Here is a 14,432-nt window from a genome sequence, read left to right as displayed (position 1 = left end):
GCATAAACCCTCGTCATTGCGAGGAGCGCAGCGACGCGGCAATCTCTGGCTGACGGTGTACTGGTTTGAGAGATTGCTTCACTGCGTTCGCAATAACGGGGGCCTCTCAACAGCACGCACAGTCTGCAAGAGATCGCCACGGCCTTAAGCGCGCCAGAAGGTTCGGGTTAGGATAACTAAGAGCGTAAAGATTTCTAAACGTCCTAACAGCATCGAGAGGGTCAGTATCCATTTTTGCGGATCATTGATGCCACCAAAGTTGGCGGCGACGTCACCCAGGCCAGGGCCAAGATTGTTTAGCGTGGCGGCGGTGGCGGAAAACGCAGTAACTTGATCCATGCCAAACATCATCAGCGCCAATAAAATCACCGCAAAGGTGGCCACATACAGCGCAAAAAAGCCCCAAACCGATGACATTACCCGCTCGGAAATCGTGCGGCCATTCAGCTTAACCGGCATTAAGGCGTTCGGGTGCATCAAGCGTTGAATTTCACGAACACCTTGCTTTAATAGCAATAAGAAACGTATCACCTTCATCCCGCCGCCGGTAGAGCCAGCGCTGCCGCCGATAAAGCTCATGAAAATTAGCATCACCGGTAAAAACCCGGGCCACATCGCAAAGTCCGCGTTGCCAAAGCCGGTGGTGGTGGAAATCGATACCGTCATAAAGGCGCCATAACGCAAAGATTCGAGCAGGGTGTCATAGACCTGTTGGGAGTAGAGATACAGCGTGCTAATCGCCACGCCAACAAGCAGCACCATGGTGTAGGTCCGAAATTCGGGATCGAAAAAGTAAGGTTTGGCTTCGAGGGAACGAAAGGCGCGAAAATGCAACGCAAAGTTCGCGCCGGCTAAAAACATAAAGAAAATCGCAATGGCCTCAATCACAGCGCTATCAAAATACCCGATACTGGCATCATGGGTTGAAAAACCACCAATGGCGACGGTGGAAAAGCTATGGCCAATAGCATCGAACCAGCTCATGCCTGCCATCCAGTAAGCCATCGCACAGACAATCGTTAGCGATAAATAAATCATCCACAGGGTTTTGGCGGTTTCGGAGATGCGTGGCGCGAGTTTGTTGTCTTTGCTTGGGCCAGGCATTTCAGCGCGATAAAGCTGCATCCCGCCGATACCGAGCATTGGCAAAATGGCTACCGCTAACACGATAATTCCCATACCGCCTAGCCATTGGAGTTGTTGGCGATACCATAAAATGGCATGGGGCATCTCATCCAACCCACTCAGCACGGTGGCGCCGGTGGTGGTCAGGCCGGAAAAGGACTCAAATATCGCATCGGTAATGCTGATCGGCACCTCTTCTTCAAGCACAAAAGGCAGGGCGCCCACCAAACCGAGGGCGGTCCAGAACATCACCACCACGATAAAGCCATCGCGTATTTTAAGATCACGTTTGTGGCGCCGATTTGGGTACCAAAGCAGACTGCCGGCAACCAGTGTCAGTAGCATCGCGCTGATAAAAGCGATGAGTGCGCCATCTTGATAGATCAGGGCGATTGTAATCGGTGGAATAAGGCTTAAGCTGTAAATCATCAGCAACAGCCCAAGAATTTTGATAATCATTTTAGCTTGCATAGCGGTATTCCAAAATTAGCTGAACCAAGAGCGGCGTTCTTCAGCCATGAACAGCTGAGTGATTTCATCAATCCGAGCTCGGTCGGTCAAAAAGAGTACCACATGATCTTCCGCTTCAATCACTAGGTCACGGTGCGCAAACAACACCTTGTTGTCACGCACTATACAGCCGATAGTAATGTCCTTGGGCCAGTCAATTTCAATCAGGGTTTTGCCGATAAGTTTTGAGCTGTTTTCGCTGCCATGCACAATAATTTCCATCGCCTCTGCCGCGCCGCGCCGTAAGGTAAAGGCACGCACTGTGTCACCTTGGCGCATATAGTGCAATAAATTATTGGTGGTAATACGGTCGGCAGAAATCGCAATATCAATCGAGTTGAGATGAATCAGTTCAAGATAAGACTGGTTATTCACCAGCGCAATCACGCGGCGTACACCGAGTTTTTTCGCCAGCATCGCGGAGATAATATTCGCCTCATCTCGGTTGGTCACGGCCACAAACAAGTCAATCTCATCAATGTTTTCTTCAATCAACAGGTCTTTGTCGGATACATCGCCGTGGATAATAATCGCCTTTTCTAACACTTCCGCAATTTCACGCGCACGACCAATATTGTGGTCGATAATTTTAACTTGATGGTTGTTTTCTAGGTTTTTGGCGAGGTTAAAGCCGATATGGCCACCTCCCGCGATCATAATATTGCGGGCTTTTTTCTGCTTTTCTCGACGGAATTCTTCAACGATCACATGCACATCACGCGGTTCGGCAATAAAAAACACTTCATCGCCCACCCGAATGGTGACGTCACCGGTCGGCATCACCACTTCGTCTTGACGGTAAATCGCCACAATTCGAAAACCGACTCGATTCGGGAGATGATTTTTCAGCTCGGCAATTTTTTTGCCGACTAATGGGCCGCCATTGTGGGCGCGCATCGCTACCAGACGCACCTTGCCCTCGGCAAAGTCAATCACTTGTAGTGAGCCGGGATAGCTAATCAACTGCAGGATATAATCGGTGACCAGCCCTTCTGGGCTAATGAGTACGTCAATCGGAATCGCATCGGTACTAAATTCACGGTTAAACAATTCCGGGTGTTGTAAATAACCCGATCCACGTACCCTGGCAATTTTAGTGGTGGTTTTAAACAGAATATGCGCGATTTGGCAGGCACAAATATTGGTTTCGTCGTTTTGGGTCGCGGCAATTAACATATCCGCATATTCTAATCCTGCTTGGATCAGCACATCTGGGTGCGAGGCATGGCCATGGACTGTATTAATATCTAAGCGGTCTTGCAGTCGTTGCAAGCTGGCATTGTCTAAATCGACAATCGTAATGTCGTTGTTGTCATTGACCAGCAGTTCGGCTAGAGATGAACCGACTTGACCAGCCCCTAGGATAATGATATTCATCGTGGTGATTTCCTTACATTGGATCTTTTGGATCTATCTCTAACGTTTTGAGTTTACGATAGAGATGGGTGCGTTCAACGCCAGCGCGTTTGGCGGCTTCGGATACATTGCCAGCGGTTTCATGCAGCAGTTGCTTGAAATAAGCCGATTCAAACCGTTCTTTAGCCGTTTTGAGGTCAAGGGTGGTATCGACATTGGCGCTGGTATAAAACTGATACGAGGTTTGAGTTAGCGTGACGCTAATTTCTTCGGCGCTGACATCGGGGGTTTTGCCCAAAATCAGTAAACGCTGCACTAGGTTTTTGAGTTCACGTAAATTTCCCGGCCAGCTATAGCGCTTGAGTTGTTCAAGTGCCTCTTGCGGGAATTGCCGACGCGTGAGGCCTTCATGCTGAACAAATTGATCGACAAAAAACTGCACCAAGTCGGGCAGGTCTTCGGGATGTTGACGCAAGGCGGGCATCACCAGCGGCATTACATTTAAACGCTTAAAAACGTCCTCACGGAAATGCCCCTCATGCACCGCCTGTTCCAGGTCTGTTTGACTGCTGCAGACAATCCGCAGATCAATCGGGTGCAGTTTATCGCCGCCTTGACGACGATAGCCTTGGTGAAAAATTAAATCGGCTAAGCAGGTTTGGGCGTCGGTGTTGAGTTTTTCAATATGGCTAATAACCAGTGTGCCGCCCTTAAGTTGCTCAATGCTGCCAACACAGTTTTTGTTGTTTTCGCAATAGCCTAACCAGTCAGCCAGTTCCTGATTAAGTTTGTCGGCGGATACCTTGACAATCGGTTGATGTTTGCGCGGACTGATTTGATGCAGCGCCTGGGCAAAAAACTCTTTCCCTGTACCGGTTTCGCCGAGTAATAAAATAGGCATAGTGTATTTGGCTAAGCGTTCAATGTTTTCACGTTGTTGGCGCATCAGTTTACTGTTACCAATCGGCATAAATAAATCGGGCTGAGCGGTTTTGAATTGACGGTTTTGATGCTGCAACCGATTGTGTTCGAGCGCACGTTCCGCCATTAAAATGAGCTTAGCCAGCGATAGCGGTTTTTCCATAAAGTCATAGGCCCCATAACGGGTGGCCTCAACCGCTGTTTGAATCGTGCCATGTCCTGACATCATAATAACACTCGTGTGTTCAAGTAGTTTTTCTGCCTGCATTTCTTTGAGTAAGGATAAACCATCGATATCCGGCATCCAAATATCCAAAAAAATTAAATCAGGTACGCGGTCACGCCAAGCCTGGCGAGCTTGTACACCGTTGGCGGCGAGGGTGACCTGGTAGCCTTCTTCGGCAAAAATTTCTTGCATCAGCCGGCGTATATCTTTTTCATCGTCTACAATCAGCAGCGTTGCGTTGTTTTGCATGGGTTAATCCATTTTTGTCGTCGAGTTGGTTTGTTCTGTATCGGCTACAAAACTGCGTGAGCCCATCGGAAGCTGGATAATAAATCCGGTGCCTGTCTCAAGCTGGTTATCGATGCGAATCTGGCCATTATGTTCCTCGATAATTTTTTTCACAATCGCCAAGCCCAGCCCTGAGCCTTTGGGTTTGTCGGTGGCATAGGGTTCAAATATCCAGTTTAATGCTTGAGCGGATACACCGCTGCCATTATCTTGAATATCGATTCTAATGTAATCTGTAAGGGTTTGGCAATCGGTTTTAATCGTGATCTGTCGGTGGCTGAGCGATGCAGTCGCTTCCTGCGCGTTTTTAATGAGGTTGTGAAAGACCTGGCGTAAACGATGGGCATCGGCATAAATGACCGGGCAGTGAGGATCAAGTTGCAGCTTAATGTCGCCCGATTCATGTTGGTAGAGGTGGGTGACAGATTGAATCAGCTGGTTAAGATCGAGTCGGCTAGGTTGTAAATCCGGTGTATGGGCAAAATCAATAAACGCATCGACTAGGTTTTGCATACTCGCTACCTGCTCAACAATCGTTTGGGTCATTCGATTAAGTAAATCGGCATCCGGTGGATCAAGTTTATGCGTCAGCTTGTAAGCTAAGCGCTCGGCACTGAGCTGAATAGGGGTGAGCGGGTTTTTGATTTCATGCGCCAAGCGCCGAGCTACATCGCTCCAGGCGGCATGAAGCTGGGCTTGCACTAGCTTGGTGATATCGTCCATCACAATCACAAATCCACCGATCTTTTGGTCAATACTCGGCAGAGTGGAGCCATGTAGTAAGATAATTTTTTGTCCGCCCTCCAGGTTGAGTGTCAGCTGTTCACTCCAGCTTTTGTTTGCCTTGGTGAGGTTTGACTTATCAAAGCGTGGCATGAGCGCATCAAAAAAAGGTTGCAAGTGTGGATTCGTCTGGTTATCGGTTAAGTCACAAAAACGCTCACCACTATAGCGATGCAAATCCACGCCTAAAATTTCGCCCGCCTTATCATTGGCGGTACGAATGCGACGATTCATGTCCAGTGTAATCACCCCGTTGGTCAGATTGCGAATGACAGCTTGAAAGTATAAACGCTGAACTTCGGTTTGCTGATGCCCCATTTTAATCTCATTTCGGGCCTTGGCGATTTGCTTAATCATATCGTTAAACGATTGAATCAGTGTACCAAACTCATCATTGCGATCCACACTCATTTGCGTGGTGTAATCGCCCTGTGCGACGCGTTGCGTGCCCTCTGCTAAACGGCGAATCGGTTCGGTGAGGTTTTGTGCCGCTTGAATAATAAACAGCAAACTACTGACAAGGGTGAGCAACAAAATCAACGACAGAATCAGCGTAAAGCTGGTTTTAAGTGGGGTACGCAAGTATTCAAGCGCATTGTACTCACTTTCTGCCAAGCGCACCGATTGCGCATAGCGCGTGATGCTGTCAGGGAGGTTGTAAATTACTTGCAGCGGATAAACCTGGTTAAGGAAAGGATCGGTGACCGGAATGACAATCCGAATAATATCCTGCTCACCGGGCTCCGTGGGTTCTATGGCCGCATAGTTCAACCGTTGGCGCGCTTGGCGCAGTAGGCTTTCGGCTGGTCGGGAGGGGAGGATATCGGTCCCAAATTCATGGCTAAACGCCACTAGTTGTCCATTAGACTGATAAAGCGCGACTTCTTTCGCTTCGAGTTGTTGACGCAACTCATTCACCGAAAAAGCCGGTGTTTGGGTAAGCAGTGGTCGCATGGCGCGTTCCGCTTGCAAGGTTTTGTTGAGCTGATCGCGAGTAGAAAAGTCGAGGTTGGTTTTGACCAGCGCGCTAGCATCAGCGAGGGCTTGTTTGGTACGCACATCAAACCATTGATCGACACTTTGATGCAGCACGCTAAGCGTAAAGTAAAACAAAATCAAAATCGGCAGTGCCAGCAGCAGCATTAAGCTGCTGGTCATTTTAATCGTCGCCTTAACGCCCGATTCCTTGCGCTTGTATTGCTGATAAAGTTTGAATAGCTGTCGAATGAGTAACAGCAACAATAACCCAATACCGCCGATGGTAAATACAAGCAACCCAATGTAGTAATCAATTAACGCCGGTGCGCGCTGGATAATTTGAATCATCACCATCAGCGCCACTAGCATTAAGCCTGTAGTGATAAATAACCAGCCGTAGTCTTTAAATGAACGGGGCAGCCAGCGTTTCATCATGTGGCGCCCAATTTAATCGGATGTGTAATCCAACCCGTGTTATACAGCCAGGCCTGGTTGAAAAGCGCGTGGCTAAATAAAGGAGCGGATAAGGCGCGCCAGTCTAAGCGAATTGAAATTTGTAAACGGTAATCCAAGCCAGCATGCAATTGACTCAGGTCGGATACCGGAAAATCTTGAAAGCGTCCCATCACCATTAAGGCATCATCGAGCTGGGTAAAATTAAGTCGGTTGCCGTTTCTAAGGTTGTGTAGTGTATAGGTTTGATAAAACTGAGAGTAACTCAGTTGCGTTTGATACTCAATGTGTTGCACGCGTTGGGACCAGTTGAAGAGCAAAATCTCGCGCTGTTGGTGCAGCTGAATCTGCGTTTTAAACACAATCGGAATTTCTTGTTGAATCGCATGGCGAATCGCTTGTGGCAAATCAAGCGCCACTTGGCCCTGCATAAATAGCTGCTGGTGGCTGATACTGTGTTCAATGGCTGAAAACGCGGCCGAAAGGTTGGCGGAGGCTAGGCAGATTAGCCAGCCAACAGCCTGTCCAACAAACCGCTTCATTTAGCCTTCTCGCTTGCGCAATAATGCATAATAAAAGCCATCCATCCCCTGTTCGCCGGGCAGGATTTGACGCCCGATCTCGCCAATTCCCCAGTCCACCACGAGCGCTTGATGCTGTGCATCGGGGGTGCGGGCTAAAAATGCCGCGACCTGTTCGCTATTTTCTTGTGGTAACACCGAGCAGGTGGCATAGAGCAATTGACCGCCGGGTTTGAGTGTTTGCCAAAGCTGGTCCAGTAACCAGGCCTGGGTTTTGGCGAGACTAACAATATCATCTGGCCGACGATGGCGTTTAATGTCAGGATGACGACGGATAATGCCGGTCGCGGAGCAGGGGGCATCGAGTAGGATTTGATCAAATAATTCGCCATCCCACCAGCGGGTTAATTCGCCCGCATCGGCGACCCGTGTTTGGGCATCGAGTTGCAAGCGTTGCAGATTTTGTTGCAAACGCGGCAGGCGATCAGGCTCTTTTTCTAGCGCTAACAACCCAACCTGGTTGTCGCAGGCTTCTAATAAATGCGCCGTTTTTCCGCCCGGTGCGGCGCAAGCATCTAAAATCCGCATCCCCGCTTGCGGTTGTAAAATCAGCGCGGCTTGTTGTGCGGCGATATCTTGCACACTAAAACCGCCTTCGTCAAAACTCGGCAGCTGGGTGATATCGACGGGCTGCGCCAATTGAATCCCGACCGGGCTGAGTGGGTGTGCTTGTGCTTCAACGCCCGCTTCATCTAGCTTAGCGAGAAAAGTTTCGCGGCTTTGCACCCGCGCATTTACCCGCAAGCAGAGCGGAGCGGGTTGGTTGTTTTGGTTAAGGAGTTGTTCAAGCTGTTGCGGATAGGCGTGTTGAAGTTGCTTTACCAGCCAACTTGGGTGGGCGGTTTGTACCTCAAGGCTGTTGGGTAATTGAGCGAGCAAAGCCGGTTGCTCGCGTAAAAATTCACGCAATACCCCATTGAGCAGTCCGCGCGCCCAGGGCTTTTTTAGTTTTTGACTGAGATTGACGGTTTCAGATACCGCGGCATGTTCGGCGGTCTCCATATACAGGATTTGGTAAAGCGCCATCAGCACCAATAGGTTGATGTCTTCGTCCTTGGCTTTCAGTGGCTTGCTAATCAATAAACCGCGAATCGCCACCAAACGATCATACCAACGCAAACAGCCAAATAGTAAGTTTTGCACAAACGCACGATCCCGGCGCTCAGGGAGATTGGCAAACGCTTGGGGTAAAACCTGACTCAAGGATTGACCTTGTTTAACCACCGCCAGCAAGCTTTTTAGTGCCACCATACGAGGATTCACAGCAGCTTGTTGGCTCATTTTAATACCTGACCCACTAGGTTGCGAGATAAGGCAAAATCATACGCGCACATGGGTTTTTTGCCGGCTGGCTGAACTTGGGTGATGCGCAATAAACCCTGAGCGCAGGTGACATCTAGCCCCGCTTTTTCAAGCAAAATGACTTCGCCCACCTGGTCATGCTTAGGACCCGCAAGGGCTTGGGCGGCAAGAATGCGCAAGGGCTGGCCGTCAAACTCACAAAACGCCATCGGCCAAGGATTAAACGCTTGAATGCGGCGTTGGATCGCGGCCGCTGATTGTGACCAATCTATTTTGGCTTCGGCTTTTGACAGCTTAGCCGCATAGCAGGCCTGGTTGTTATCCTGAGGCTCGGGTACAAGTTGTTCGGCTTGCAGTTGTTCAAGTTGATTGAGCGTGTCAATAATCGCCTGCGCGCCCTGACGGGCTAGCTGATCATGCAGGGTTTGCGCTGTGTCAGCAAGGGTAATGGGGCAATGGGTTTTGAGCAGCATCGCGCCGGTGTCGAGCCCGGCATCCATTTGCATAATGGTAATCCCGGTTTCAGTGTCACCGGCTTCAATCGCCCGCTGAATCGGCGCCGCACCCCGCCAACGCGGTAGCAAGGAGGCGTGAATGTTCAAACAACCCAACTTGGGGGTGTCGAGTACCCCTTGGGGTAAAATCAAGCCATAGGCCACCACCACCATGATATCGGCATTCAGTGCGGCAAGCTCGGCTTGGGCTTCGGGTGTTTTCAGGCTTTCTGGCTGAAAAACCGGAATCTCATTGGACAATGCCAATTGTTTAACCGGGCTAGCGGTCAATTTACGACCACGCCCCGCTGGGCGGTCGGGTTGGGTGTAAACCGCGATGACCTGATGGTCTGAATCAAGTAGCGCTTGTAACGGCGAAACCGAAAACTCGGGTGTGCCGGCAAATATAATCCGATAACTCATCTTTATTGCTCCGCTTTTTCAGCTTGCAGTTTCTTAAATTTTTGCAGTAAACGCGTGCGTTTTAGCGCTGATAAATGGTCAACAAACAGCTTGCCATTTAAGTGATCAATTTCATGTTGAATACAAATAGCGAGTAGCTCATTCGCCTCCATTTCAATCTGCTTGCCATCACGGTTCATGCCACGCACCAGAATATCACTGGGTCGATCTACCTTGGCATAAATATCGGGCAAGGATAAACAACCTTCTTCCCAAGTAATCTGCCCGGCGCTGCGCACGATTTTGGGGTTAATCAAGGCGAGGGGCTGGTTCTTTTTCTCTGACACATCCACCACGATCACGCGTTGCTGAACCGCGATTTGGGGCGCGGCCAAACCAATGCCGGGCGCATCGTACATGGTGTAAAACATATCATCAATTAACCGATCCAATTCATCGGTCATTTCGGTTACTGGGGCGCAGACTTCGCGCAGCCCTTGGTTGGGGAACAGGACAAGATCAAGTGTTTGCATAGGGTATCGTCTTTTAAGTTTGGCTTTTAAGGTTTATACTTTGGTTTTTTAATACTCCCATTATAGCGAATTATGAAGCAAATTGCCGATAAGCCCTGCTTAAGCGATTGGTTGCGTTTGCACCATGCGTTTTTAAGCGCCAAACAACTTGCCCGACTGCAACAGCATTTCGGTGATTTATCCAGTGCGCTGACCGCCAAGCCCGCCGATTGGTTGCAGGTTGAGCGTTTTGGCGACAAGCTGGTGGATGGCGTATTCAAGCAAGACCCTGCCTTAGTCGAGCAAGCGTTAAACTGGATGCAACAACCGAACCATCACATTATTACGATGGAGGATGCCGCTTATCCCGCGCTGTTGCGCGAAATTGCCGACCCGCCGATTTTGCTGTATGTGCGCGGTGATTTGAGTTTGCTTGAAACGCCACAGCTCGCGGTGGTGGGCAGTCGGCACGCCTCGCGGCAAGGCTTACAGATTGCCGAAGATTTTAGCCGTTATCTATCTAACGTTGGTTTAGCGATTACTAGCGGATTGGCGCATGGCATTGATGCCGCCGCCCATCGCGGTGCGTTACAAGGTATCGGCAAAACCCTCGCGGTGATTGGGACAGGGATAGATCGAATCTATCCCGCGGCGAACCAGAATCTTGCGCGTGAGATTGCCGAGCAGGGGGCGATCGTATCGGAGTATCCTCTGCAAACCCGCCCACTGGCACAAAACTTTCCACGCCGCAACCGTATTATCAGTGGCATGGCAACCGGAACCCTGGTGGTTGAAGCGGCGCTGAAGAGTGGCTCGTTGATTACCGCGCGCCAAGCGATGGAACAAGGGCGTGAAGTGTTTGCCATTCCGGGTTCAATCAACAATTCACTCGCTAAAGGCTGTCATCAGCTGATTAAACAAGGTGCAAAGTTGGTCGAAACCGCACAGGATATTTTGGAAGAACTGTCACCTTTAATCGCGTTTAGCTTACAAACTGAGCGGGCCGAGCAAGCAGAACAAACTAAAGCCAGCTCATTAAGCCAAACAGAAACCGCTAAATCCCAACCAGGCCTGGTTGAAAACCAATCTCCTTTGTTAGCCTATATCGAGTTTGATCCGATTAGTTTGGATGAGTTGGTGGTGCTAACCAAACAGGCCGCCTCGGATATTCAGGCGCAAATGATGATGCTGGAAATGGAGGGGATTGTTGAGCCTTTATCCGCCGCACGTTGGCGCCGTTTAAAATAAAGTTTTTACAAAAACGACAAACAGTATTTGCAAAATAGCAAAAAATTATGCACCCTAGAAAAAAGCAAACACATAATTGAGCCGCAACTTGCAGCAATAAAAGGTATCTATGAAAAACTTGGTGATAGTGGAGTCGCCTGCCAAGGCAAAAACAATTGAACAATATTTAGGCAAAGACTTTACCGTGCGTTCGAGTTTTGGTCACATTCGTGACCTCAGCAAAAAAGGCATGGGAATTGATATTGCCAATGGCTTTACGCCCAGCTATGAAATTTCACCGGACAAAAAGAAAACCGTAACCGAGCTGCGCAAGCTGGCCAAAGAAGCCGAGGCCGTATGGTTGGCAACGGACGAAGACCGCGAAGGGGAAGCGATTGCTTGGCATTTGGCTGAAGCCCTGAAACTGGATGTTAAAACCACCAAACGGATTGTGTTTCATGAAATCACAAAAAACGCGATTACCCAAGCGGTAGCGCAACCACGTACCGTCGATTTGAATCTGGTGGATGCCCAGCAAGCGCGCCGTATTTTGGACCGTGTGGTCGGCTTTGAACTCTCGCCCGTGCTGTGGAAAAAAATCCGCACGGGATTATCTGCGGGTCGTGTACAGTCGGTGGCGGTGCGTATTGTTGTAGAGCGCGAGCGTGAAGTGGAGGCCTTCAATCCACAGGCGAGTTTTAAAATCCAAGGCATGTTGCAACCGATTAATGAGAAGGGTGAACTGGGTGAAGCCTTTATCGTCAAGCGTAATGCGGGTTTTGACACAGAGCAGCAAGCAAACGACTATCTCAATGCATTGCTAGCTGCCCATTTAACGGTCGCCGATTTAGAACAAAAACCGGCCAAACGCTCACCTAAAGCGCCGTTTACCACCTCAACCCTGCAGCAGGAAGCCTCACAAAAACTCGGCTTCTCAGTCAAACAAACCATGGTGATTGCGCAGCGTTTGTATGAGTCAGGCAAAATAACCTATATGCGTACCGACTCGGTGAATTTGTCAGAAACCGCGATAGCGCAAGTCAAATCGGTGGTCACCAAAGATTTTGGCGCAAAATATAGCCATCCACGTCGTTACAAAACTAAAAACACCGATGCGCAAGAGGCGCATGAAGCCATTCGCCCGACCGACTTTTCGGTGCGTGATGTTTCTGGCGAGCGCAATGAGCAACGTTTATACCAACTGATTTGGCGACGCACCATGGCCTCACAAATGGCCGATGCGGAATTAATGCGCACTACGCTTACGGTAGCGATCAGCGCGATGCCGAGTGAAAACCTGATTGCGAAAGGCGAAATGGTTACCTTTGAAGGCTTTTTGAAAGTCTATAACCTCGATGGCAGTAAAGATGACAATGTGCTACTGCCGGCGATGCATGTGGGTCAAACGCTGAATCTGGATGAAATGCAAGCCAAGCAAAGCTTTAGCCGTGCCCCCGCACGTTATAACGAAGCCAGCTTGGTGCGCACGCTCGAAGAAATGGGGATTGGGCGTCCGTCCACCTATGCGCCCACCATTGATACCATTCAGCAACGTGGCTATGTGATCAAAGAAGACCGCGAAGGCACGCCACGTGATGTGCGTCAGTTAACCCTCAAAAACGCACAAGTGAGCGCCGAAACGCTAACTGAAATGGCCGGCACCGAGAAAAACAAACTCTTCCCTACCGATATTGCCGGGGTGGTGAATGACTTTTTGGTCAAAAACTTTGGTGAAGTGTTAGATTTTCAATTTACCGCTAAGGTCGAGCAGGAATTTGACCAGATAGCCGAGGGCAACCAGGCCTGGCAGCAAATGCTCGGTGATTTTTACAGCAAATTCCACCCTAAAGTCGAAAATGCCGAAACCTTGTCGCGTGAAGAGGCCGGACAGGCGCGCTTACTCGGCAATGATCCCAAAACCGGCAAACCGATGCTGGTGAAAATTGGCCGTTTTGGTCCTTATGTGCAGTTGGGGGATGGCGAGGGCGATGAAAAACCAACCTTTGCTAGCTTAACCACGGGGCAAAAAATGGACACCATTAAGCTTGAAGAAGCGTTGGAGTTGTTTAAATTGCCGCGCACGCTGGGCGAAATGCCAGAAGATTACATGGCAACAGCCGCCGATGGTTCGGTGTTTGCTGTTAAGCAAGGTCAAGTGTTGATGGCCAAGCAAGGGCCGTTCGGTCCCTATCTGGAGTATGGTGAAAAACTATTTGCACCGATTAAGGGCTATGACCCCCTAAGCATTACGCTCGATGAAGCGGTGATGGTGGTGGAAGCCAAGATTCAGGCGGATGCGGATAAAATCGTGCGCAGCTTTGCAGGCACGGATATCAAAGTATTGAACGGTCGTTGGGGCCCCTATATCACCGACACCAGCACCAAAGTGATTGCCAAAATAGCCAAAACCGAAGACCCAATGGACCTCACGCTGGAGGAGTGTCAAAAACGCCTCGCCGAAGCACCACCGCCGAAAAAGCGGGGTCGCGCCGCGGCGAAAAAACCAGCGGCCAAGAAGCCAGCAGCCAAGTCACCAGTGAAGCCAGCCACGAAAAAAACCGTTGCAAAAAAACCCACCACCCGCAAAAAAGCACCGACAAAGTAGCTTGATCTATTCAGCATAAAATGACGGCATAAACCACATGTCATTCCGGCGAAAGCCGGAATCTCCAGCCGACTGCGCACTGGTTTTAAAGATTGCTTCACTGCGTTCGCAATGACGGGGGTGGTTTGGAGTCCCAATAACAACATAAACCCAGTCATTGCGAGGAGCGAAGCGACGCGGCAATCTCCAGCCAGCCGCGCACACCCCGTCATTCCGGCGAAGGCCGGAATCTCCAGCCGACTGTGCACTGGTTCCAAAGATTGCTTCACTGCGTTCGCAATGACGGGGGTTTTTGCACTTACATCAAACACATCCACTCTGCTATACTAGCAACCTGTAAAAACACCAAGCAGGGCCAGCGCATGAAAGAAAAATACCTCAACCTATTTACCGATTATGGCTTCAAACGCCTGTTTGGCGAAGAGGACTCAAAAGAAAACCTGATTGCGTTCCTCAATACCCTATTGCCGCAAAAACATCAAATTCAAGAACTCAATTTCACCCATAACGAAAAACTCGGCGCCACCCAACTGGATCGCCGCGCGGTGTTTGATCTCAACTGCACCAGCCCATTCGGTGAACACTTCATCGTTGAAATCCAAAAAGCCAAACAAAAATTCTTTAAAGACCGCAGTGTGTATTACGCCAGCTTCCCAATCCAACAACAAG

At 49.6% G+C, this 14,432-nt stretch carries 11 protein-coding genes; 3 read left to right on the top strand and 8 right to left on the bottom strand.

Annotated elements, in window-relative coordinates; all coding sequences use genetic code 11:
• Positions 1-144 precede the first annotated feature (144 nt).
• From NA59_RS12835 to def, 8 genes are read right to left on the bottom strand one after another with little or no spacing between them, the layout of a single operon-like run.
• The gene (locus tag NA59_RS12835) at positions 145-1,596 is read right to left on the bottom strand and encodes a TrkH family potassium uptake protein (RefSeq protein WP_044413661.1); all 1,452 of its coding nucleotides are present in this window, start codon (positions 1,594-1,596) and stop codon (positions 145-147) included.
• Between the two features lie 15 nt (positions 1,597-1,611).
• Complete coding sequence (gene trkA / locus NA59_RS12830) at positions 1,612-3,012, bottom strand: Trk system potassium transporter TrkA (protein WP_044413659.1); 1,401 nt, start codon at positions 3,010-3,012, stop codon at positions 1,612-1,614.
• A 13-nt stretch (positions 3,013-3,025) separates the two neighbouring features.
• Positions 3,026-4,387 (bottom strand): sigma-54-dependent transcriptional regulator, encoded by a 1,362-nt coding sequence (locus NA59_RS12825; RefSeq protein ID WP_044413655.1) that lies wholly within the window; start codon positions 4,385-4,387, stop codon positions 3,026-3,028.
• Positions 4,388-4,390: 3 nt separating this feature from the next.
• A complete protein-coding gene (locus NA59_RS12820; protein WP_232504102.1) occupies positions 4,391-6,622 on the bottom strand; it encodes a sensor histidine kinase in 2,232 nt (743 codons plus the stop codon).
• Positions 6,619-7,182, bottom strand: coding sequence for a DUF4390 domain-containing protein (locus NA59_RS12815; protein WP_044413648.1), 564 nt, complete (start codon positions 7,180-7,182; stop codon positions 6,619-6,621). The genes NA59_RS12820 and NA59_RS12815 overlap by 4 nt, the downstream gene beginning before the upstream one ends.
• Positions 7,183-8,502: a 16S rRNA (cytosine(967)-C(5))-methyltransferase RsmB gene (gene rsmB / locus NA59_RS12810; RefSeq protein ID WP_044413645.1), complete on the bottom strand. Its 1,320-nt coding sequence runs from the start codon at positions 8,500-8,502 to the stop codon at positions 7,183-7,185. It abuts the gene before it with no gap.
• Positions 8,499-9,440, bottom strand: a complete 942-nt coding sequence (gene fmt / locus NA59_RS12805) for a methionyl-tRNA formyltransferase (protein WP_044413642.1) — start codon at positions 9,438-9,440, stop codon at positions 8,499-8,501. The genes rsmB and fmt overlap by 4 nt, the downstream gene beginning before the upstream one ends.
• A gap of 2 nt (positions 9,441-9,442) precedes the next feature.
• A complete protein-coding gene (def, locus tag NA59_RS12800; protein WP_044413640.1) occupies positions 9,443-9,952 on the bottom strand; it encodes a peptide deformylase in 510 nt (169 codons plus the stop codon).
• 72 nt (positions 9,953-10,024) lie between these two features.
• Between def and dprA the strand changes: the two genes are divergently transcribed.
• The 3 genes from dprA to NA59_RS12785 all read left to right on the top strand — a co-directional run.
• Positions 10,025-11,179, top strand: a complete 1,155-nt coding sequence (gene dprA, locus NA59_RS12795) for a DNA-processing protein DprA (protein WP_044413636.1) — start codon at positions 10,025-10,027, stop codon at positions 11,177-11,179.
• 109 nt (positions 11,180-11,288) lie between these two features.
• Positions 11,289-13,763: a type I DNA topoisomerase gene (topA, locus tag NA59_RS12790; protein WP_044413633.1), complete on the top strand. Its 2,475-nt coding sequence runs from the start codon at positions 11,289-11,291 to the stop codon at positions 13,761-13,763.
• Between the two features lie 362 nt (positions 13,764-14,125).
• Positions 14,126-14,432 (top strand): Rpn family recombination-promoting nuclease/putative transposase (locus NA59_RS12785; protein WP_044413630.1); only part of this gene is annotated, 307 nt, incomplete at its 3' end.

Origin of the sequence: Thiomicrospira microaerophila, from assembly GCF_000934765.1 — a bacterium.
Classification (GTDB): Bacteria; Pseudomonadota; Gammaproteobacteria; order Thiomicrospirales; family Thiomicrospiraceae; genus Thiomicrospira; species Thiomicrospira microaerophila.
Note: the sequence above shows the minus strand (reverse complement) of the source record. Positions and strands in the feature narration are given on the sequence as shown.

Bases quoted from the DNA above. Each gene is read 5' to 3' on its own strand.
- NA59_RS12835 (WP_044413661.1), bottom strand. From the start codon at position 1,596: ATGCAAGCTAAAATGATTATCAAAATTCTTGGGCTGTTGCTGATGATT.
- trkA (WP_044413659.1), bottom strand. From the start codon at position 3,012: ATGAATATCATTATCCTAGGGGCTGGTCAAGTCGGTTCATCTCTAGCC.
- NA59_RS12825 (WP_044413655.1), bottom strand. From the start codon at position 4,387: ATGCAAAACAACGCAACGCTGCTGATTGTAGACGATGAAAAAGATATA.
- NA59_RS12820 (WP_232504102.1), bottom strand. From the start codon at position 6,622: ATGATGAAACGCTGGCTGCCCCGTTCATTTAAAGACTACGGCTGGTTA.
- NA59_RS12815 (WP_044413648.1), bottom strand. From the start codon at position 7,182: ATGAAGCGGTTTGTTGGACAGGCTGTTGGCTGGCTAATCTGCCTAGCC.
- rsmB (WP_044413645.1), bottom strand. From the start codon at position 8,502: ATGAGCCAACAAGCTGCTGTGAATCCTCGTATGGTGGCACTAAAAAGC.
- fmt (WP_044413642.1), bottom strand. From the start codon at position 9,440: ATGAGTTATCGGATTATATTTGCCGGCACACCCGAGTTTTCGGTTTCG.
- def (WP_044413640.1), bottom strand. From the start codon at position 9,952: ATGCAAACACTTGATCTTGTCCTGTTCCCCAACCAAGGGCTGCGCGAA.
- dprA (WP_044413636.1), top strand. From the start codon at position 10,025: ATGAAGCAAATTGCCGATAAGCCCTGCTTAAGCGATTGGTTGCGTTTG.
- topA (WP_044413633.1), top strand. From the start codon at position 11,289: ATGAAAAACTTGGTGATAGTGGAGTCGCCTGCCAAGGCAAAAACAATT.